Source organism: Methanobrevibacter millerae (assembly GCF_001477655.1).
Classification (GTDB): Archaea; Methanobacteriota; Methanobacteria; order Methanobacteriales; family Methanobacteriaceae; genus Methanocatella; species Methanocatella millerae_A.
Window position 1 is genome coordinate 1961665 of record NZ_CP011266.1, and the last position, 19818, is coordinate 1981482.

A 19818-nucleotide genomic window follows, 5' to 3' on the forward strand; every position below is an offset into this window, starting at 1 on the left:
ACTAATTTTTTTAAAGTGGTTAACATGATTAAAAAAATATTCTTATTATTAATAATATTGCTTTTTAGTGTTAGCGTAGCATTTGCTACCAATATGAATGATTTAGAAATACCCCATGATTTTTCAGGAAAAAAAGCTGATGGAAAATACTTCATACCTAAAGCTTATGATAATCCTAGATTCATTATAGAAGAAGTAAATGACAATAGCCCAAACTTTAAAAATTCATCATTGTATGGATTTTGGCCAAGCGGTGAAGAAAATATATATTTCTTTTCAAATCATCAGGTAAGTGATATGGGCGGTATTGAATTAATTGAAATGGATGGAAAAAAATACACAGTATCTGTATTATATGCAAGTACATTAATAGATGAGGATTATTTACAGGATTCACTGAAATATCTTAAAGAATTCAATCAAAAAAATAATATTACACCAATTAAGCCATAATTCAGATTAAATTAAATCATCCAAACTTTTTATCATTGATTCACGAATTGCATACCTCTTTTGCAGATTGTCGAGTGAATCAACCAAATCTCTTTTAAAGCGTCTGCAGGCATATTCATCATATTTAAATTTAATACCATCATATTCAATATCCATTAAGATCAGATATTCTGCTTCCATTACTTTAATATTTGCTCTTGGAGAATTTTCCGAAGGATTCAATAATTCACAGACTTCATCCAAGGACATTTTATCCAATGAAACATCTACAAAAACGCGCATCATTTTTCTTACCATATTCCATAAGAATGATTCTCCATAAATATCAACAAAAATAGGAGCAATTGTCTCATGAAGATTAGGAAATTCCCTTTTGTGATAATCACCCAATTCCACTTTTGTAATCTTTATATCGTCAATTGTTCGTGTGGTTGTTTTTTGAAATCGTTTAGTGAAATTAGTGAAGTTATGAGTTCCTTTAAATATTTCTGCAACTTTATTTAATTTATCTATATCCAAATCCTGGAACAATAAATATCGATATTGTCTCATTTGAGCATATCTCGGCTTGAATGCATATCGAACAGGTGCTTTAGCAAGTATCTGGATATCATCAGGCAGACTGTTGTTAATTTCATTTACCTGAACTTCCTTATCTGACTGGAAACTGATTACATTTCCCAAACTATGAACTCCAGCATCAGTCCTGCCTGCAATTCTAAATCGGGATTTCTTTAAATCATCAATGTAGCCTAATTTACGCAAATGATAAATCAATTCTTCCTCAACAGTCCTAACATCAGGCTGTCTTTGAAAACCATGAAAATTAGTTCCAATATATCCAATTTTTAAAGCTGTCCGTTTCATCAATAATTATTTTAATTTTAATATAAAATAAATTTTAGCAAAAAAAGTATTAATTTAATGTGAATAAAATATTAATATGAAGAGTAAAAATATCATATTAATTTTAACAATTATCGTGATAATTTTGGCAGCTGCAATAGCAGTTGAAGCAATTATTTTAAATAATAAAAATACAGTTAATCCAATAAATAATACAACAACAAGCAATACAACAACAGTTGTATCCATATCTAACGATTCACAACAAAGCAGTGATAGTAGCAGCAGCGAAAATTCAATCGATTCAAATAGGCCAAAAAATGATCCAAACTACAAAGGATACAACCCCTATCATGAAAGTGAAGTAACAAGCGACGGTTGGAATCCAAAAGAGCATGAAGTTGGACGTGACAAATTAAATGATGGTTCACAAAGAATTCGTTATGATGACGGTTACTTTAGAATCGTTGATAAAAACGGATATGTAATAACATATGGTTATGGTGGTTAAAAAGCATGAAAATGCTTTTTTATAAATTTTTTATCATATGACTAGTTTCGTCATAATCATCTTCTTCGACAGTTATCTCATAACCTAAAGATTTCCAGAATGATAAAGCTCCATCAAGATACCTGTGTGTGTGAAGATACATTTTATCATAAGATTTTTTACGTGCAAAATCCTCCATTACATCTACAAGATTTCGGGCAAGACCCTGTCTTCTATAATCTTCATCAACCATCAATCTCCATATACTGGCAGTATCATCATTAGAGTATACCCCTTTGAACATTTCATAATCTTTATCATAAGCCCGCACAGCGGCTGTTGCTACTATATTATCACCATCCCAAGCAACATAAAAATTATTTCTGGAAGGCAAAATATAGTATTCTTTTAATTGATCAATGTCATAATGAAACTTAGGATTTCTACCGATTCCATAAACTTTTTTAATTTGATTAAATAAGAAGCATTTAGCAAGATTTATTTCTGCATCATTATTGTTAATTTCTTTAATTGTAATATTCATAGTATCTCCTGTAAAAATTAAAAAAAGAGAAATGATTAATTTCTCATGATTATATTGTTATTCTTGTGCTGTTTCAGGATTTAGTAATTTTTCAACATTTTCCCCAATCAAATCAAATAGCAACACAACTATCAATAAAGACAAACCAGGATAAAATGCCAACCACCAATATCCAGAAGATAAATAGTGCATTGATTCTGACAATATTACTCCAATTGCAGGCTCATGAGGAGGCAAACCAAATCCTAAAAATGTTATGGCCGCTTCGTGCATAATAGCATGAGGAAACATTAAAATAACACCCACAATTATTTGAGAGATAATCAATGGCAAAATATGCTTAGTTGCAATCCAAATTTTTGATTTTCCCAGATTTTCAGCCAAATGGATATATTCTTTAGTCTTAATTTCTTTTACTTCAGACCTGAGCACTCTTGCAAGAGGAGTCCAATGAGTCAAACCAACACCCATGATTACCCCAATTGTTCCTCCACCAAACATGATTGAAATAAGAATAATCAAAAGTATGTGAGGTATTGAACCAAATAAATCAATGATACTTGCAACAGCCTCATCGGCAAATCTATTGAAACTTGAAAATAATCCTAAAATAATAGAAATTAAAGTACTTACTAATGAAGCAACAATACCAACAGTTAAGCTTAATCCAAGACCTGCAACAGTTCGCTGAAACATATCTCTACCCATCCAATCAGTTCCGAACAGATGAGCGAAAGAAGGCATCTGATTAGCACTGGTGAAACTTGTTGGAATTTCGCCAATGAACAAACTTGAAATCAAAATACTGACTATGACCAATGCAGAAATTCCAATGATTATGAAAGTCTTAGTTCTAAGATTAGCTCTAAACAAAAACCATTGTTCCTTTTCATTAACTTGTTTTTTCCTAATCATTGAACTCATTCTCCTTAATTCTTGGATCTATAAAGTAATAAGAAATATCTGCAAGCAAATTACCTACAAAAACAAACACAGCACTGAAAAGCACAATACCTAAAAACAGTGGAACATCGCTTTGAAGACCCGCTGCAACAGCGGTTTGTCCAATTCCCGGATATGAAAATACTTGTTCTACAAGTACCGCACCACCAAATAATTCACTGAAAGATAAAAATTGCAATGTAACCGCTGGAAGTAAAATATTTCTAATTCCATGGTTTTTTACTAAATTCCAACCTTTTTCACCTCTTGATTTTGCAAATAATACATAATCAGAGGACAATACTTGAATTAATTCATTACGAGTATACATTGCTATAGGTGCTAAACCAACCAAACTTAATGTTAAAGTCGGAAGGACAAGCCTTGATGCCCAATCCATAAATGATGCATCAGTACTGCTTACACCAATCGGAACTCCAAACCCAATTGGGAATAATCCCAAATATACTGCGAATACCATTAATATAAGCATACCAACCCAAAATGATGGAGCAGATTGAATTGCATAACAATATACTTTTACGGCTTTATCTATCCAGGATCCTTTATTTTTACCTGCAACAACACCTAGTGCGAATCCAATGATTCCACTAAATATCCATGATAAAGTCATCAATGCGAGAGAAGCAATGAATTTCTGAGTGATTACATCAATGACCGGTGCACGATATATTAAAGATGTTCCTAAGTCTCCTTGTATTAAATTTAATAACCAATGATAAATTTTAATATGTAATGGGACGCCCACACCAAAATATTGATTTAAAATAGTCCTTTGAGCTTCAGATACAGCAGCACCTTTCAAATAAACAGTTACTGGATTAATAGGGGATAAATCTAACAATATAAAACTAAAAATTGCAACAGCAATCATCAAAATTATAAAACGCAATAATTTATAACTAAAAAATTTAATTATTCCTTTTCTATTCAAAATAAACCCCCACAAAAGTTTTAAAAAAATAAAATAGAAAAGAGATTAATTAAGCTCTTTTCCATTCACAAATATTAATTAAAATATCATTTCCTAAACCATCAGGTTGGTTTCCAATATCAATTCCATCTTTAATGAAGTAATTGTAATCATAGTTAGCAATCCATACCCATGGAGCATCACCAGCTGGTCCCCAACCATGACCATTTACAAGAGCAGATTCCGCCCATAAACTATTAGCTTGATTGAAATCATTTGAAGCCATAGCTTTTTCCATTAAAGCATCAGATGCGGAATCATTATATAAATTAGGGTTCATATAGAAACCATCCATTTCTTTACTGTGGTATTGTTGGTAAATTGATTTATAAGGGTCTGGAGAAGTTTGTTGCATTAAAGCAGCAGAGCTATACATATTTGCATAGATTGTATCCCAATCAGCTCCAACAAGTTTTACTTCAATTCCTAACTGTTTTGCCTGTTCAGCGAAAACTGTGGATAAGGATTGTCTGTCAAGATAATCTGGAGGATAGTATAAGTCAAATGATGCTTTAGTACCATTCTTCTCAACAATTCCATCACCATCAGTATCTGTCCAGCCACCCTGAGCTAAAATTTGTTTTGCTTGTTCAACATTACCGTCAGCGACTTTACTTTGATTATTTGCATAATCCCTAGTGTCAACACCAGTAAATTCAGGAGTAGCATGTCCTGAAAATACAGAATTAACAATTTCAGTACGATTAATACCAACATTTAAAGCTTCACGAATAGATTTATCCGCAGTTACATTATTACCTACCTTCATAGAACCATTATATACAACTCCAGTATCTTCAAGGTATGGTAAGGATACACCTTGTGCTCTACCTGCTGATTTTTCAACAAATTGGTATCCGTCAACAGTTTGATTCAATGCGGAAGTTGCAACAGGCACTACATCCACATCTTTAGATTTAGCTAGTTCTAACCATGTTGATTCTTCAGGGAATAACATAGTAATTTGAGTAAAGTATGGTTTTTCGCCATAATAATTATCATTTATTTTAAATATTGCTTGTTGGCCTTTATCCCAATGATCCAATACATATGGGCCTGATCCAATAGGGTGTTCACCATAAGTACTCTGGTTATAAGTGTCTGAAGGTACAATACCAACATATCTTAAATCATATATGAATGTTGATCTAGGTTCAACCAAGTTAAACTGAACACATGTATCATTTACAGCAGTTGCATTAGCCAAGTTTGTTAAATCCAATTCAGATTCAGTTTCTTTAGCAGTATTGAATGTGAATGCTACATCTTCAGCATTTAAAGTAGAGTTATCGGAAAATTTAATATCATTTCTTAAGTTTACAGTCCAAGTTTTTCCATCACTACTGATTGAATAATCAGTTGCTATATCAGGAACAATAGTTCCATTACTATCTGTTTTAAATAAACAACTTTGTATTAATGGATTATAGTTCTGATGTCCACATCCCCAACCAGTCAGAGGATTGAAACCCGCTTTTGGTTCTTTAATGTTACTGTGAGCAGCCACAACCAAATGAGTTGGGTCATCATCATGATGAGAATTGCCCATAAATGCAAAAGCACCCACAATAACAATTAATAGAACTACAATTCCACCAATTATTATCTTTTTGTCCATAATTTTCACCATATTAAAAACCATATTAAAATAAGTAATACTTTTTTTTATCAAAATGCTTAAAAAGTAATACTATAAATATATATTTTAATACAGTTTAAAATATATTTAATAATATATAAAAACATGTTTATTAATTATTAATAAAACAATGAAAATATAAAAAATAAATATTTATAAACTATAAATTAAATAAAAATATAAAAAAAACAATATTTTAAATAAATAACCATTAAATAAAATTTAAAATTAAACAAAATAAATATTTAAAAAAAACACCAAAGTAATACTTTATTTATAATACAAAGTTATACAATAGATAATAACTAAATTAATATAAAACTAAAAATAAATATTACCAATAATGTCATTTTCAAACAAATTAAAAAAATTTTTATTAAAAAATGGTGCAGATGAAGTAGGCTTTGCCAACATAAATAATTTTACTCCTAAAAATAAATTAAATATTGGTGTGGTCTTTTATATTACTTATCCGAAAGAAATAATTAGAAGAATGGTAAATGCGCCAACCCAAGAATATGTAGATGAATTAGTGAGCTTAAACACCAGATTAGATGCTTTGGGAATGAAATGCGAAGAATATTTGATTGAAAATGGTTATGAAGCATATGCGCAAACCAAAAAAAGATTAGGTACTGATTTTGGCGAAAATAATTCCTTTGAATTACCTCACAAAACAATAGCAACACGTGCAGGCTTAGGTTGGATTGGAAAATCAGCACTTTTTACAACATTAAAATACGGATCCGCTTTAAGACTATCATCAGTTTTAACCAATGCCCCATTAGATGTTGGAATACCAATTACTAAATCAAAATGTGGAAAATGCATGGAATGTAAGAATGCATGTCTTGGAGGGGCAATAAGTGGGAAAGAATGGAATTACAAATTAAAAAGAAACGATTTTTATGATGATAAAAAATGTGAAAAATATGCTCTAAAAATTTCTTATGAAAATTTAGGAAAAGAGGATACAGTATGTGGAAAATGCATTTTCGCCTGCCCACATACACAAAAATACATTAAAAAATCATAATTCCAAAGCATAATTAAAAGTAGAACTAGGAGATGTTATTTCAATACCCATTATCTTTTTATCCATATGAACCGTTTCCAGTTCGTCACCAGCATCTATAGTAATAACAAAACCCATTTTCGTCCAAAATTCAAGAGCTCCATTCAATGTCCTATGAGTATGCAAATAAATGAAATCATAATCCTGTTGATTAGCAAAAGTCTCAGCTACACCAAACATTTTAGAAGCCAAACCACAACGCCTATATTTTTCGTCAACAAATAATCTCCAAATGCTTGAAGTAGATTTACTGGAATAAATATTTTTAAATTCAGTGAAATCTTTATCATAAGCCCTGATTCCAATAGTTGCTATAATTTCATTTGTTTTACTATTGAATGCAACAAAAAAATTATTCCTTTCAGGATTGATATAATAGTTTTCTAAGTCAATAATATCTTGATGCCACTCAGGAACATACCCATAGCCAAATTCTTTTTCTATTTGATAAAATAAAAATTCCTGAACATTTTTTATTAAATTTTTATCATTAGATAATTCCTTGATTATTACATTCATATAAATCCCTTTTAAATAGTATTACTTTTAATATCAAATATATGTTATTGGTAATACTTTTTATTGAATTTTGAATAACTTTAATATTGATAAAGTTCAATATAATATATAAAAGTTATCATTTGACAAAAATCAGATGAACATGGTGAAAAAATGGATAAATTATTGGACGTAGAAAATGTTTCTATTTCTTTTATACAATACACACAAGGACTAAATCAAAGAAATTTAAAAGTAATTACAGATTTAACATTAGATATAAACGAAGGAGAAATATTGGCAGTTTTAGGTTCAAGCGGTTCGGGAAAAAGTCTGCTTGCTCATGCGATAATGGGAATATTGCCGGAAAATGCACAGTTAAATGGAAAAATAAAATTTAAAGGTAAAGATTTATCACAAGAAGATAAAGAAGAAATACGAGGATCAAAAATAGCATTTATTCCACAGTCAGTTAATTTTTTAGACCCATTAATGAAGATTTCAGACCAGGCAATAGGGCATACTGAAAGCGAAGAAGAAAAAAAATCTAAAAAAATCAAACAAAGAGAGATATTTGAACATTATAATTTAGGTCCGGAAGTGGACGAAATGTATCCATTCCAATTATCCGGAGGTATGGCGAGACGTGTACTGGTATCTACAGCATTATTATCAGATCCAGAATTAGTCATTGCAGATGAACCGACACCAGGTTTAGATGAAAAAACTGTAAAAGAAACCCTCAACCATTTCAGACATATGAAAGAGGACAATATTGGAGTTCTTCTAATTACACACGATATTCATGCTGCTTTAGATGTTGCAGACAGAATTGGAATATTTTACTCAGGTTATGTTATAGAGATAGCTGAAACAAAAGACTTTACCGGAGATGGTGAAAATCTGCTTCATCCTTACACAAAAGCATTATACAAGGCATTGCCTGCAAATGGATTTGAACTAAAAAAAGGACATCAACCATTGCACGGAGAAATTCCTGAAGGATGTCCTTATTACAACCGATGCGAAATGGCATTTGACAGATGTGAAAAAGAAAGACCTCAACTAATAAGTTTGGGCAATAAAAAAGTAAGATGCTTCAAATATGAAGAAGGTGCATAAAATGAAATTAAAGGCAGAAAACATTTCCTTCAAATATCCTTCAGCTAAAGAATATCTCTTAAAAGACATAAATTTAGAATTAGACAACACTAAAATAATGGGTTTAATTGGAGATAGTGGAAGTGGAAAATCCACTTTATGTAAAATATTATCCGGATATGTTCAAAAATATGAGGGAAACGTACTATTTGATGGAAAAGAACTTCCAAAAAAAGGATTTAAACCAGTTCAATTAATTTATCAACACCCTGAAAAAGTAATGAATCCAAAATGGAAAATGGATAAAGTACTTTCTGAATCATGGGATGTGGATGATGAAACATTATCCGAATTCGGTATTCAAAAAACATGGCTGACCCGTTTTCCACAAGAACTATCTGGAGGAGAACTCCAAAGATTTTCTGTTGTAAGGTCACTCAATCCAGAAACTAAATTTTTAATAGCTGATGAAATGACAACAATGCTTGATGCCATAACTCAAGTACAGATATTGGATTCAGTGTTAAAAATTGTTAAAAAAAGACAAATGGGATTTTTACTTGTAAGTCATGATATGGATTTGGTTGATACAATATGTGACGATAAAATATATCTAAAAGACATTAATGGTATTTAATCATTAATGTTAATTAACTTTTTAATTGCATAATCTGCCCAAATTAAAGTAATGTTATTTGATACAACCTCACCTAAAACAATACCCATCCACGCTCCCCAAACACCCCAATTGAATATAAATGTAAACAATAAAGCAAAGACTAATGTAAATCCAGTTTCTCTCATAATCGTTTGAAACATTGCAGTCATTCCACGACCTATTCCCTGAAAAACATAAGTTGATGCTACACCCACAGCCATTGTAGGATAATACAGCACAATCCATGTTAAAAATGCAGCCAACTCACCAGAGATTCTAACACTGCTTGATGAAGATGAGAATACAGAAGCAATTTGCGGAGCAAAAGCTATAGTAAAAATCATCACAAAAACTGCAAAAATCATTGAAATCTTCATTGCATATCTGTGAGCTGTTTGAATGTTTTTGTAATTGCGAGCACCATAATTTGCTGCAATAACCGATATTAATGCTGTTCCAATAGCCAAAATTGGTGTTGTTCCTATAGTGACTATTCTCCACCCAGTAGAATAAACCGCCACAGAATCAGTTGATGATATAAATACCAAAAGTACAGAAAACACCGCAGCAAAAAATGCATTGTTTAAAAGCTGCAGACTTGCAGGAAAACCTACTTTTATAATATCAAATGAAATTTCTTTTTTGAAATTAAAATTACTTAAATAGGGCTTTAAATAGGTGTCCTTTTTAATATAAAACCAATAGAATTGTATTAATATGACAAAAAATGCGGAAATTAAAGTAGCAATTGCAGCACCTTTAACTCCAAGATTTAGAGTGTAAATGAAAATAGGGTCCAAAACCATGTTTAAAACAGCCGATGCAATCATAGCATACATTGGCCTTTTACTATCACCTTCACCTCTAAAGATACCATACAATGCATTGGACAAAATTACAAATATCGAACCAAAAATGATTATCTGACCGTAATCCATCGCATAATTTAAAGTTTGTGATGCTCCCATAAATATTAAGATATCTTTTAAAAATAAAAGTAAAATAGCCGTAATGATAATTGATGTAATGACCATGATTAATATTGCATGTATTGAACCGTTATCTGCCTTTTGTTTATTATTTTCCCCAATATATTTTGAAATTGCAAAAGCAGATCCTGCACCCAGACCATTTCCAAAACCTATCAGAATCATAAATATTGGAGTTACAAATCCAACACCCGCAAGTGCATCAGCTCCAAGGCCAGAAACCCATATTGCATCGATTACATTATATAAACTTGAGATTAATAATGAAATAACAAGTGGAATAGACAAATTTATTAAAGCTTTTTTAGGATTGCCCAATAATACTTCCACATTATTTTCATTGAACATTAATAATAATATATTTCAAATAGTTAATAATATTTTCAGTGGTGTTAAAAAAAAGTTAAAAATGAATAATAAAATTATTCATCATCAGTTACATAGATTTCTTTTTTAGTTTCTGCACTAGCATCAACAACAATATCTTCTGCATTTTCTTTCATGTCCTGGAAAACTTCTTCAGCATCCTTTTTAGCAGACATTACAGTAGCCATTCCTTTAGTAGCAGCATCTTTAACTACATCTGATTCGATAATTTTTTTACCTACAATTGCAGTTGCAATACCTGCAGCAAAAATTAATGCATGTTTATGTTCTAGTGCTTGATCGACATATCTTCTAACCATTTTTACATCTCCCTAAATTTAAATCATTATTTATCTACAAAAATTAAGTAATATTACTTAAATAAACATAAGTAAAAAGTAGTATATAAATTATTCGATTTTAAGTGCTTTTTTAGGTAAAACAAATAATTAAATTTAGTTATATCAAAATTAGGCTAATCTAAACCTTTAAAAATTTAGCAATACCAAAAAAATAAAAAAAGTAATTAGAATAGTGGATCTTTCACCATTCCAATCCTAAATGAGTTCAAAATAACTAAAAGTGTTAATCCCAAATCACCAAAACCAACAGACATCATCAATGTGATTATTCCCATAATAGCCAATACTACACATAATAATTTAACAGCAATAGCTACTGAAATGTTTTGTTTAATAATACCCATTGTTTTACGACTTAAACTGAATAGATATGGCAATTTTGAAATATCATCCTGCATCAATGCCACATCCGCAGTTTCAATAGCTACATCAGAACCTGCAGCACCCATTGCAATACCAATATTTGATCTAGCCAGTGCAGGTGCATCATTAATACCATCACCAACCATAGCAACATTACCGAATTTATTCCTAATAGTGTCTAAAATATTCAATTTATCTTCAGGCATCAAATTGGAATAAACATATTTTATTCCTATTTGATTAGCAACATTACGAGCAGCAAGTTTATTATCACCAGTCAACATTACTGTCTGTACACCTTGTTTGTTTAAATCAGCAATGACTTCTGCAGCATTATTTCTGATTTTATCAGATACTGTAATTATTGCCAATAATTCTTTTGAGTTACCTACAAATATGACTGTTTTACCTTCAACAGAGTATTTATTTACATCATCATGAGAAATTTCAAATGCACTGCCTTCAATTAATGATTCATTAGCAGCATAATATTGTTCGCCACCAATAACACCAATAATTCCTTTTCCAGGAACATTTTTAAAGTCATCAATTTCTTCAAATTCAATATCTTTCATTGTTGCATAATTGACAATTGCCTGTGCAATAGGGTGGGAAGATCCATGTTCAAGAGATGCTGCTATTTTAACTACTTCCTCTTCAGATACTGAATCACTTACCACTTCAATTTCACTTAATTCAAGTTTTCCTTCTGTTAAAGTACCAGTTTTATCAAATATGACTGCTTTAATATCCCTCATTTCTTCAACATATGTACTTCCTTTAATTAAAACACCGTTTCTGGTAGCTGAAGTAATAGCAGACACCATACCCACAGGTGTTGAAATCAGAAATGCACAAGGACATGAAATTACTAGAAGAGAAAGTGCTTTATAAACCCAATCAACTAACGGTTGGCCTAATAAAACTGGAGGTATTAATGCTACACAGAGTGCAGCCACCATCATAACAGGAGTGTAATACTTAGCAACTTTTTCAACTAAAGATTCTGTTTCAGACCTGTTGAGCTGAGATCTTTTAACCAATGTAACGATTTTGGAAATTACGGAATCTTTTGCCTTTTTGGTAACAACCATTTCAAAGTAACCATCTTCATTAACTGTTCCGGAAAATACTTCATCACCAACTTCCTTGTGTACAGGAACACTTTCACCAGTGATTGATGCCTGATTTATGGAAGAAGAACCTGAAATAACATTTCCATCCAATGGAACTTTATCTCCAGGTTTTACAATTACAATATCACCAATATTTACATCATCAACATTTTTTTCCACTTCAGAATCGCCGACTTTTACCCTAGCAGTTTCAGGAGCGATTTCTACTAAAGATTTGATTGAACGTTTAGCTCTGTGTTCCGCATAATCTTCCAAGAATTCTGCAATATAGTAAAGGAATGTTACTGCTGCACCTTCTTCAGGATGTCCAATGATAAATGAAGCAACACATGCAATACACATAAGCATTGCAGGACCAACAGTATGTCTTTTAACTAATGACCTATATGCCATACCAGCAATTTCATAACCTGCAATAATAGCAGCACACATGAAAACAAGTGTTACAATAGTTGAGTTGAATGACAGGAATTCTAAAATATGTCCTGCTGCAAATAGTATACCACTTGCAACAATGATTTGGATTGGCCTATTAACTATTAAAGGTTTTCCTTCAGCTAAAAGTTCCTCATTGCTATGTCCATGGTCATGACCGTGATCATGGTCGTGGTCATCATCCGCACAGTCAGGACAACCACAGATACTTATTTCAACATCATCATCGTCATGGTCGTGACATCCACAGTCAGGGTCTGAGCAAGTATCCTTTTCTTCATGTTCATGATGATGTTCATGTTCATCATGACAACCACAATCCGGATCAGAACAAGAATCCTCATCCTCATGCCCATGATGATGCTCATGCTCGTGCCCATGGCCATGCTCATCATGACAACCACAATCCGGATCAGAACAAGAATCCTCATCCTCATGCCCATGATGATGCTCATGCTCGTGCCCATGGCCATGCTCATCATGACAACCACAATCCGGATCAGAACAAGAATCCTCATCCTCATGCCCATGATGATGCTCATGCTCGTGCCCATGGCCATGCTCATCATGACAACCACAATCCGGATCAGAACAAGAATCCTCATCCTCATGCCCATGATGATGCTCATGCTCGTGCCCATGGCCATGCTCATCATGACAACCACAATCCGGATCAGAACAAGAATCCTCATCCTCATGCCCATGATGATGCTCATGGTCATGATTGTGGTCATGGTCATCTGCACAGTCAGGACAGCCACAAATATTGATATCTACATCCTCATCATAGTCTATTTCTTCTCTGTGATTATAAACACTTAAATCAGCATTAGCCTGATAATCTTTTAATAATTGCTTATCAAAATGTTGTTTGTTTTCACAGTGAATATCTTCACAATTAGGATCAAAACAAATGAAATTGAAATGTTCCGGATTATGACAATCCCCATCATCACAATCAGGTTCATAACACCTATTTTCCGCCATTTAAAACACCATTAAATTTATTCTAAAATATGTTCCAAACCAACTTTATAAATCATTTCAATATGAAGATCTGTAAGAGAGTATCTTGCCATTTTTCCTTCTTTTTGATATTTTACAATATTATTTGCTCTTAAAATCCTTAATTGATTTGAAACAGTAGTTTGATTTAAATCTAATGCATCACAAATGTCACAAACACATAAATCTTCAATAGCAAGTAATGAAAGAATTTTTAATCGTGTAGGATTACCAAATATTTTAAAAAACTCAGCTAATTCTGAATATTGGTCTTCTTCAATCATACGTTTTTGTACACGTTCAATAACATCTTCGTGAGAATTGAAAACTTCACACATATCATCATTGTTATTTTCAAGATTATTTTTGTCTGCCATCATAATCACATTAAATTTTATCTAGTTCATATTTTATAATGTTTATATATATAAATATTTTTATATCATAATATTATGATATGTTAATCTAAAAAAAATAAATTAAAATAAATCATCAAAACGATGTTTATCTTCTTTAATAGCTTCCAAATATCTAGTTTTTGATATTTTAGTGATATTTAAATCTAAAATATGTTCAGGATTTAGCATTTCTTTTGTATTGTTAGCTAATTCAAAAGTGATACAATCATCACTTGTATCCAATACAACCGTATCCACGTAGAATTTATCTTCAACAATCTTTTCTTCACCATCCCAAAGATAACGAATATCACATCTAACAGGAACCACACCAAACTCGTTGAATGTGAAATAATCCCCATTTTCTTTTGAAATGACATCAATAGTTGTAGATACAGCTTCAAATTTATCTAAAATGGTTTGGGTTTTCATGATAATTCTCCTAAAAAACAGTATTATTATATTGTGTGTAAAAAGTATTTAAACTTTTTGTTAAATAAAAAATCAACATATCTCTGCAGCCACCATTACTGCAAATCAGTTATATTTTCCCCAACATACTTTACATTTTTCACAAGCAAAACATCACGAGGATTCTTAACATTGCCTAAAGAATGATTTTCCAAAATAACACAATCAAAGTACTGTTCAATGTAAACATCAGTTACATCCTCACATTTAAGTTTTGCAGCATCATGAGAATCCATTATCACAATAAATCCATTGCCATTAAACACAGATTTATCTCCCAAAGACTTCATCCACCCCAAGGTTTCATTATCATAACCTGCATAATAAGACTTATTTTCAACATCACCTATGAAATCAGTTAATTTATACATTCCGGAGGACACAGCCAATCTTTTAACATCCGAAGAATCATTACCCTGATTCTCACCAAAAGAATAGGCGAAAACTATTGATAATACTACTAAAAGAATTATTAATATTATGACATTACTTTTTTTGACCATAATTACAACCCATTAATTATTCAACATCTTTTAGAGCTTCAACCATATTTAAATTCTTAATTTTACTTGAAAATAATAAATTAACCACAATTGATACAGCAAATGTTATCACACCACTTAATATTATATTTCCCAAAGTTAAAGAAGGAATATAATACAGAGATTCACCTGCAGCATCCACCATTAATGTCATTAGGTAAAATCCTAAAGGAATACCCAATATAAATCCAATAGCAGCGAATATTATGTTTTGTGTCAATAGTAATTTTCTTAAATCACCAGTTTTAAATCCTAACACCTTAAGAGTTGCAATTTCACGTTCAATTTCTGTAAATGATAAAATTCCAAGATTATATAATACCACAATAGCTAAAAGTATTGCAAAGAATATTAAAATTGAAACCATCATCATTATAGATCCAGACATTTCATCCCAATTTTCTTTCATTTCACTTAATGTAGTGACACTTTTAATTGAATCATATTCCTTATCAACATTCTGGGAAGTTATAATGCTTGTTGGTGTGAAATTTAATCCTAATTCATCCAATTTATCAGATGACAATATGATTCCCTGGGACAACGGTTCACCATGAATATTAGTTATTTTACATTCAACCCAATCATCAGACCCTATGACATGCCATTTTATTGTATCTCCAACACCAACATTTAGACTTTCCGCCATTTTTGCAGAAAGTGATATATCTGTATTGGATAAACTGAGTGGATTTTTATTTTTATCTGTCTGAGATATCAAATTCGTATCATTTAATATAAGAAGTGATGCAGTCTTTTCATTTCCTTGAGCTTTTATTTCAATAGCTTGCTCCATTATAGTATGCCCATTTACATCCTTTCTGACATCATCAATATCACTTAATGATGCACCATTATTAATAATTAATTTAGACTCAAAATGAGAAATATCATCATATTCCCAAGTTTTTAAATTATCCATAGAATCATTCATACCAAAAGCTGAAACCAAAAGAGCAACACAACCCATAACCCCAACTATCGCCATCAATGCTCTGAATTTATTTCTTTTAGCATCCCTGTAATTCCAACGAAGATTGAAATTTAACCTATTCCATAATGAGGATTTTTCCAAAAATCCTGAAGATGAAATGTTTGGAGCTTTTGGTCGCATAGTATTTGCAGGATTTTCTTTTGAAATATTTCGAGCAGCCAAATAAGATACTAAAAGAGATGATAAAACCATCAAGGCAGCCACTACAACAAAACTAATGTCAAAACCAGGATTCCATTCAGGAAGTGAATATCTGTAAGTCATGGTTGGATAAAATAAATTTGGAATAATCATAGGCCCTAAAATTAAACCTAAAATAGCACCAGCTAAAACCAACCAGAACCCATAGGACATAAAATGAAGAATTATAGTCCTATTTTTATAGCCCACTGCCTTTAAAACTCCAATTTGTGTTCTTTGATGAGATATTATACGAGTCATTGTTGTTAAAAGAGTTAAAAATGTAACTAAAATAAACACTATTGGAAAAACATCACCAATCATTTTATGTTGAGCCATTTCCTCATTAAACTGAGAAACACTTACATGTTCTGATTGCTTAGTGAAAGACAGATATTCAACAGAATCATCCAATGAATTCTTAAAATCATCAGGACTTTGGTTGAATTTAACCAATAATACATTATATTTAATATCTGAAGGAAATGCCTTATAAGACATATAAGCAAAACCCATATCTTTAAAATCAGGTATTATAGACGTTGGTGAAGCCTCATAAACATACTCCGGAGAGTAACCGATTCCTTTAATTTCCTTTTCAATTTCAATACCATTAAATTTAAAACTAATATTGTCCCCAACAGATAAATTTTGAGCATCAGCAAACCTTTTATCTAACCAAACTCCAGATTCATCAGATAAATTAAACTCCTGACCTTGAGATACATAAAATATAGATATTTCATTATCTTCTACAAAATGCAGAGTAATGTCAGGATCATTTGAAAAATTGGCAACAGACTGAACAACAAGTTGTTTTTCACTATTCGTCGTAAAATTATTTATTTCATCAATAGCATCGTCTGTAATTGTGGTATTATAAATCCAACCATCTGCAAGATTAGTATTTGTATAAAAATCAGAACTAGTTTGTTCTAAACCATAATACTCACTACATACTCCACAAAATGCAAAAATGCCTAAAAATGCCATTAAAAATATGGAAATAAATTGAGTTTTGTTAATTTTTATATCCCTAAGCATCTTTTTAGATAATGACATGAATAATAATATGAAAAAAATAATTGTTAAAATTAATGATTATAAAAAAATAAAGAAAAATATGGTTATTCATTATCCTTTAACGATTCAACCATATTCAATTTTTTAATTTTACCTGAAAACATTAAATTAACAAGAATAGAAACTACATATGTAATTAAAAATGTTATTATTAATGTTTTAAGAGAAATGTTCGCTTTCAAGTAAAATGAATCACCCATTGTTCCCCACAAGTACTGTAATACTTCACGTCCTAAAGGAACACCAATTACGAAACCTATTGTTGTAAACCACAGATTTTGCGTTAGCAATAGCTTCCTCAATTGAGAGGACTTAAAACCTAGAACCTTTAATGTGGCAAATTCCCTTTTGATTTCAGTAAATGACAACAATCCAAGATTATATAACACAATAACAGACAACAATGATGCAAAGGCTGCCAACAGATATATTATAGTCATGGAAGATTCCATCATATCATCCCAACTGTCAGTCAGTGAATCCATTGAAAATATGGTTTTGACCCCAGAATAATTTTTATCCACACCATGAGAAGAAATTACACTAGTTGCAGTGTAATTCAATCCTAAATCATCTAACTTCTCTTTGGATACGATTATACCCTGTGATGTTGGATCAGAATGAATTTTATCAACTTTTGTACTAATCCATTTATCAGAACCCATAATATGCCATTTTATAGTATCGCCAACACCAACACCCAACAATTGAGCCATCTTTGTAGAAATGGAAACCTCATTGGAAGAGATGCTAATTGGATTTTTATTATCATCCGTTGGAGTGTATAACTTATTATCATCAAGAACTGTAATGACACCCGATTTTTTAATATCTCCCGATTTGATTTCTATCGAACTTTCCATCAATTTTTCGCCACCAACGTCATCTGCAATATAATCAACCTGTGAAGCTGTAATGTTATCTTCAAGAACCAGTTTTGATGAATAATGATTAATATCTGTGTATTCCCATTCTTTCATCTCATCAAAGCCATCCATACAACCAAATGATGCAACAATGATCAATGTACATGCCATTACACCAACAATACTCATCAATGCCCTGAACTTATTTCTTTTTGCATCACGATAATTCCAACGAACATTAAATGAAAATTTTTTCCATATTCCCAACTTTTCTAAAAATCCTGAAGTTGACACCTTTGGAATCTTAGGTCGTATTGCGCTTGAAGGAGACTCATTTACAATATTTCTGCATGCAAAGTAAGATATTAATGCTGCCAAAACAACCATCAACAAAGTAACCACGATAAAGCTAATGTTGAATCCAGTTAACCAGTAAGGAATAGAATACAAATCAGCCATCTCTTCAAACATTATTGGAGGCAAGGTTAAAGGTCCTAAAATCAAACCCAAAATGCTTCCTGCCAACACCATCCAGAACCCATAGGAAATGTAGTGAAACATTATCGTGCGATTCTTAAAACCTAATGCCTTTAAAACACCAATTTGCATTCTTTGATTGTTGATGATTCTGGTCATTGTCGTTAGTAGAGTCAACATTGAAATTATTATGAATATTACAGGTATTACATCAGTCATCATTTGATGCTGTTCTGTTTCATCCTGAAACTCTGCAAAACTAGGATATTGGGCTCTTGGAAGAAATGAAGAGTAATCTCTTGTCAAATCATCATCCAACTGTTTTTCATAATTTGAAGAGTTCCCATCATATTTAACCAATAATACATTATATGGAACATCAGATAATGGAAAAGCATTATACGAAAGATAAGCAAAACCCATCTTACCATAATCAGGTATCATTGATGAATCAGATGTCTGATACAAGTGCTCCGGCGAATAACCCAAACCTTTAATTTCCTTTTCAACAGTTATTCCTTCAAAAGTAAATGAAATATTATCGCCAACAGTTAAATTTTTAGCTTCAGCAAACCTAATATCCAACCATACCCCATCACCATCAGATAAATTAAATTCTTCCCCTTTTACGAGATAAAATTTTGAAATATCATTATCCTCTAAAAAGTGTAGAGTAATATCCGGATCATTGTCAAAATCGGCAATCGAGTTTACAATTAGTTTACGTTCAGAGTCTTTCGTTGAAGACAAATCATTTACCTTATTTACAAAATCACCATCAATATTAGATGCGTAAATCCAGCCGTCAGCCAGATTAGTTTCACCATAATATGTTGAAGCAGTTTCTTCAAATCCGAATGATTCTGCTCCAAAACCTGTAAAGACATATACTCCTAAAAATGCCATTAAAA

19 protein-coding genes are annotated in these 19818 nt (G+C 31.5%); 5 read left to right on the top strand and 14 right to left on the bottom strand.

Annotated elements, in window-relative coordinates; all coding sequences use genetic code 11:
• Nucleotides 1-24: 24 nt before the first annotated feature.
• Nucleotides 25-453 carry a hypothetical protein gene (locus SM9_RS08735; RefSeq protein WP_058739780.1) on the top strand — a complete coding sequence of 143 codons (429 nt, stop codon included), beginning with the start codon at nucleotides 25-27 and terminating at the stop codon, nucleotides 451-453.
• 6 nt (nucleotides 454-459) lie between these two features.
• On the opposite strand, the gene truA is transcribed toward SM9_RS08735, so the two are convergent.
• Complete coding sequence (gene truA / locus SM9_RS08740; protein ID WP_058739781.1) at nucleotides 460-1320, bottom strand: tRNA pseudouridine(38-40) synthase TruA; 861 nt, start codon at nucleotides 1318-1320, stop codon at nucleotides 460-462.
• Between the two features lie 76 nt (nucleotides 1321-1396).
• On the opposite strand from truA, the gene SM9_RS08745 reads away from it, so the two are divergent.
• On the top strand, nucleotides 1397-1810 hold the full coding sequence (locus SM9_RS08745; protein WP_058739782.1) for a hypothetical protein: 414 nt from the start codon (nucleotides 1397-1399) through the stop codon (nucleotides 1808-1810).
• A 19-nt stretch (nucleotides 1811-1829) separates the two neighbouring features.
• Here SM9_RS08745 and SM9_RS08750 read toward each other — a convergent pair whose 3' ends face one another.
• Genes SM9_RS08750 through SM9_RS08765 form a run of 4 tightly spaced genes read right to left on the bottom strand, consistent with a single transcriptional unit; the run spans nucleotide 1830 to nucleotide 5887 of the window.
• Entirely contained in the window at nucleotides 1830-2333 is a 504-nt protein-coding gene (locus tag SM9_RS08750) for a GNAT family N-acetyltransferase (RefSeq protein WP_058739783.1), read from the bottom strand.
• A gap of 57 nt (nucleotides 2334-2390) precedes the next feature.
• The gene (locus tag SM9_RS08755; RefSeq protein WP_058739784.1) at nucleotides 2391-3248 is read right to left on the bottom strand and encodes an ABC transporter permease; all 858 of its coding nucleotides are present in this window, start codon (nucleotides 3246-3248) and stop codon (nucleotides 2391-2393) included.
• On the bottom strand, nucleotides 3241-4233 hold the full coding sequence (locus tag SM9_RS08760) for an ABC transporter permease (RefSeq protein WP_058740341.1): 993 nt from the start codon (nucleotides 4231-4233) through the stop codon (nucleotides 3241-3243). The genes SM9_RS08755 and SM9_RS08760 overlap by 8 nt, the downstream gene beginning before the upstream one ends.
• 46 nt (nucleotides 4234-4279) lie before the next feature.
• Nucleotides 4280-5887 (bottom strand): ABC transporter substrate-binding protein, encoded by a 1608-nt coding sequence (locus SM9_RS08765; protein WP_058739785.1) that lies wholly within the window; start codon nucleotides 5885-5887, stop codon nucleotides 4280-4282.
• 364 nt (nucleotides 5888-6251) lie between these two features.
• On the opposite strand from SM9_RS08765, the gene SM9_RS08770 reads away from it, so the two are divergent.
• Nucleotides 6252-6944 carry a 4Fe-4S double cluster binding domain-containing protein gene (locus tag SM9_RS08770; protein ID WP_058739786.1) on the top strand — a complete coding sequence of 231 codons (693 nt, stop codon included), beginning with the start codon at nucleotides 6252-6254 and terminating at the stop codon, nucleotides 6942-6944.
• Here SM9_RS08770 and SM9_RS08775 read toward each other — a convergent pair.
• The gene (locus SM9_RS08775) at nucleotides 6939-7502 is read right to left on the bottom strand and encodes a GNAT family N-acetyltransferase (RefSeq protein WP_058739787.1); all 564 of its coding nucleotides are present in this window, start codon (nucleotides 7500-7502) and stop codon (nucleotides 6939-6941) included. The genes SM9_RS08770 and SM9_RS08775 overlap by 6 nt on opposite strands.
• A gap of 153 nt (nucleotides 7503-7655) precedes the next feature.
• On the opposite strand from SM9_RS08775, the gene SM9_RS08780 reads away from it, so the two are divergent.
• Nucleotides 7656-8603, top strand: coding sequence for an ABC transporter ATP-binding protein (locus SM9_RS08780; RefSeq protein ID WP_058739788.1), 948 nt, complete (start codon nucleotides 7656-7658; stop codon nucleotides 8601-8603).
• 1 nt (nucleotide 8604) lies between these two features.
• Nucleotides 8605-9219, top strand: coding sequence for an ABC transporter ATP-binding protein (locus SM9_RS08785; RefSeq protein WP_058739789.1), 615 nt, complete (start codon nucleotides 8605-8607; stop codon nucleotides 9217-9219).
• Here SM9_RS08785 and SM9_RS08790 read toward each other — a convergent pair.
• The 8 genes from SM9_RS08790 to SM9_RS08825 form a co-directional block, all read right to left on the bottom strand.
• Nucleotides 9216-10577 (bottom strand): MATE family efflux transporter, encoded by a 1362-nt coding sequence (locus SM9_RS08790; RefSeq protein ID WP_083495891.1) that lies wholly within the window; start codon nucleotides 10575-10577, stop codon nucleotides 9216-9218. The two genes, SM9_RS08785 and SM9_RS08790, sit on opposite strands and share 4 nt — an antisense overlap.
• 74 nt (nucleotides 10578-10651) lie before the next feature.
• On the bottom strand, nucleotides 10652-10915 hold the full coding sequence (locus SM9_RS08795; RefSeq protein ID WP_058739791.1) for a DUF6110 family protein: 264 nt from the start codon (nucleotides 10913-10915) through the stop codon (nucleotides 10652-10654).
• Between the two features lie 206 nt (nucleotides 10916-11121).
• On the bottom strand, nucleotides 11122-13878 hold the full coding sequence (locus SM9_RS08800) for a heavy metal translocating P-type ATPase (RefSeq protein WP_058739792.1): 2757 nt from the start codon (nucleotides 13876-13878) through the stop codon (nucleotides 11122-11124).
• Nucleotides 13879-13895: 17 nt separating this feature from the next.
• Nucleotides 13896-14273: an ArsR/SmtB family transcription factor gene (locus SM9_RS08805; RefSeq protein WP_058739793.1), complete on the bottom strand. Its 378-nt coding sequence runs from the start codon at nucleotides 14271-14273 to the stop codon at nucleotides 13896-13898.
• A gap of 102 nt (nucleotides 14274-14375) precedes the next feature.
• Nucleotides 14376-14726 carry a hypothetical protein gene (locus SM9_RS08810; protein ID WP_058739794.1) on the bottom strand — a complete coding sequence of 117 codons (351 nt, stop codon included), beginning with the start codon at nucleotides 14724-14726 and terminating at the stop codon, nucleotides 14376-14378.
• A gap of 95 nt (nucleotides 14727-14821) precedes the next feature.
• Complete coding sequence (locus SM9_RS08815) at nucleotides 14822-15268, bottom strand: hypothetical protein (RefSeq protein ID WP_058739795.1); 447 nt, start codon at nucleotides 15266-15268, stop codon at nucleotides 14822-14824.
• Nucleotides 15269-15284: 16 nt separating this feature from the next.
• Nucleotides 15285-17543, bottom strand: a complete 2259-nt coding sequence (locus tag SM9_RS08820; protein WP_058739796.1) for an ABC transporter permease — start codon at nucleotides 17541-17543, stop codon at nucleotides 15285-15287.
• A gap of 65 nt (nucleotides 17544-17608) precedes the next feature.
• The gene (locus SM9_RS08825; RefSeq protein WP_232299118.1) at nucleotides 17609-19813 is read right to left on the bottom strand and encodes an ABC transporter permease; all 2205 of its coding nucleotides are present in this window, start codon (nucleotides 19811-19813) and stop codon (nucleotides 17609-17611) included.
• Nucleotides 19814-19818: the final 5 nt, after the last annotated feature.

What these genes read in the sequence shown, in the direction of transcription:
- SM9_RS08820 (WP_058739796.1), bottom strand. Translation starts at nt 17,543, where the DNA reads ATGTCATTATCTAAAAAGATGCTTAGGGATATAAAAATTAACAAAACT.
- SM9_RS08815 (WP_058739795.1), bottom strand. Translation starts at nt 15,268, where the DNA reads ATGGTCAAAAAAAGTAATGTCATAATATTAATAATTCTTTTAGTAGTA.
- truA (WP_058739781.1), bottom strand. Translation starts at nt 1,320, where the DNA reads ATGAAACGGACAGCTTTAAAAATTGGATATATTGGAACTAATTTTCAT.
- SM9_RS08765 (WP_058739785.1), bottom strand. Translation starts at nt 5,887, where the DNA reads ATGGACAAAAAGATAATAATTGGTGGAATTGTAGTTCTATTAATTGTT.
- SM9_RS08790 (WP_083495891.1), bottom strand. Translation starts at nt 10,577, where the DNA reads ATGTTCAATGAAAATAATGTGGAAGTATTATTGGGCAATCCTAAAAAA.
- SM9_RS08735 (WP_058739780.1), top strand. Translation starts at nt 25, where the DNA reads ATGATTAAAAAAATATTCTTATTATTAATAATATTGCTTTTTAGTGTT.
- SM9_RS08810 (WP_058739794.1), bottom strand. Translation starts at nt 14,726, where the DNA reads ATGAAAACCCAAACCATTTTAGATAAATTTGAAGCTGTATCTACAACT.
- SM9_RS08795 (WP_058739791.1), bottom strand. Translation starts at nt 10,915, where the DNA reads ATGGTTAGAAGATATGTCGATCAAGCACTAGAACATAAACATGCATTA.
- SM9_RS08750 (WP_058739783.1), bottom strand. Translation starts at nt 2,333, where the DNA reads ATGAATATTACAATTAAAGAAATTAACAATAATGATGCAGAAATAAAT.
- SM9_RS08800 (WP_058739792.1), bottom strand. Translation starts at nt 13,878, where the DNA reads ATGGCGGAAAATAGGTGTTATGAACCTGATTGTGATGATGGGGATTGT.
- SM9_RS08825 (WP_232299118.1), bottom strand. Translation starts at nt 19,813, where the DNA reads ATGGCATTTTTAGGAGTATATGTCTTTACAGGTTTTGGAGCAGAATCA.
- SM9_RS08745 (WP_058739782.1), top strand. Translation starts at nt 1,397, where the DNA reads ATGAAGAGTAAAAATATCATATTAATTTTAACAATTATCGTGATAATT.
- SM9_RS08785 (WP_058739789.1), top strand. Translation starts at nt 8,605, where the DNA reads ATGAAATTAAAGGCAGAAAACATTTCCTTCAAATATCCTTCAGCTAAA.
- SM9_RS08780 (WP_058739788.1), top strand. Translation starts at nt 7,656, where the DNA reads ATGGATAAATTATTGGACGTAGAAAATGTTTCTATTTCTTTTATACAA.
- SM9_RS08775 (WP_058739787.1), bottom strand. Translation starts at nt 7,502, where the DNA reads ATGAATGTAATAATCAAGGAATTATCTAATGATAAAAATTTAATAAAA.
- SM9_RS08770 (WP_058739786.1), top strand. Translation starts at nt 6,252, where the DNA reads ATGTCATTTTCAAACAAATTAAAAAAATTTTTATTAAAAAATGGTGCA.
- SM9_RS08805 (WP_058739793.1), bottom strand. Translation starts at nt 14,273, where the DNA reads ATGGCAGACAAAAATAATCTTGAAAATAACAATGATGATATGTGTGAA.
- SM9_RS08755 (WP_058739784.1), bottom strand. Translation starts at nt 3,248, where the DNA reads ATGATTAGGAAAAAACAAGTTAATGAAAAGGAACAATGGTTTTTGTTT.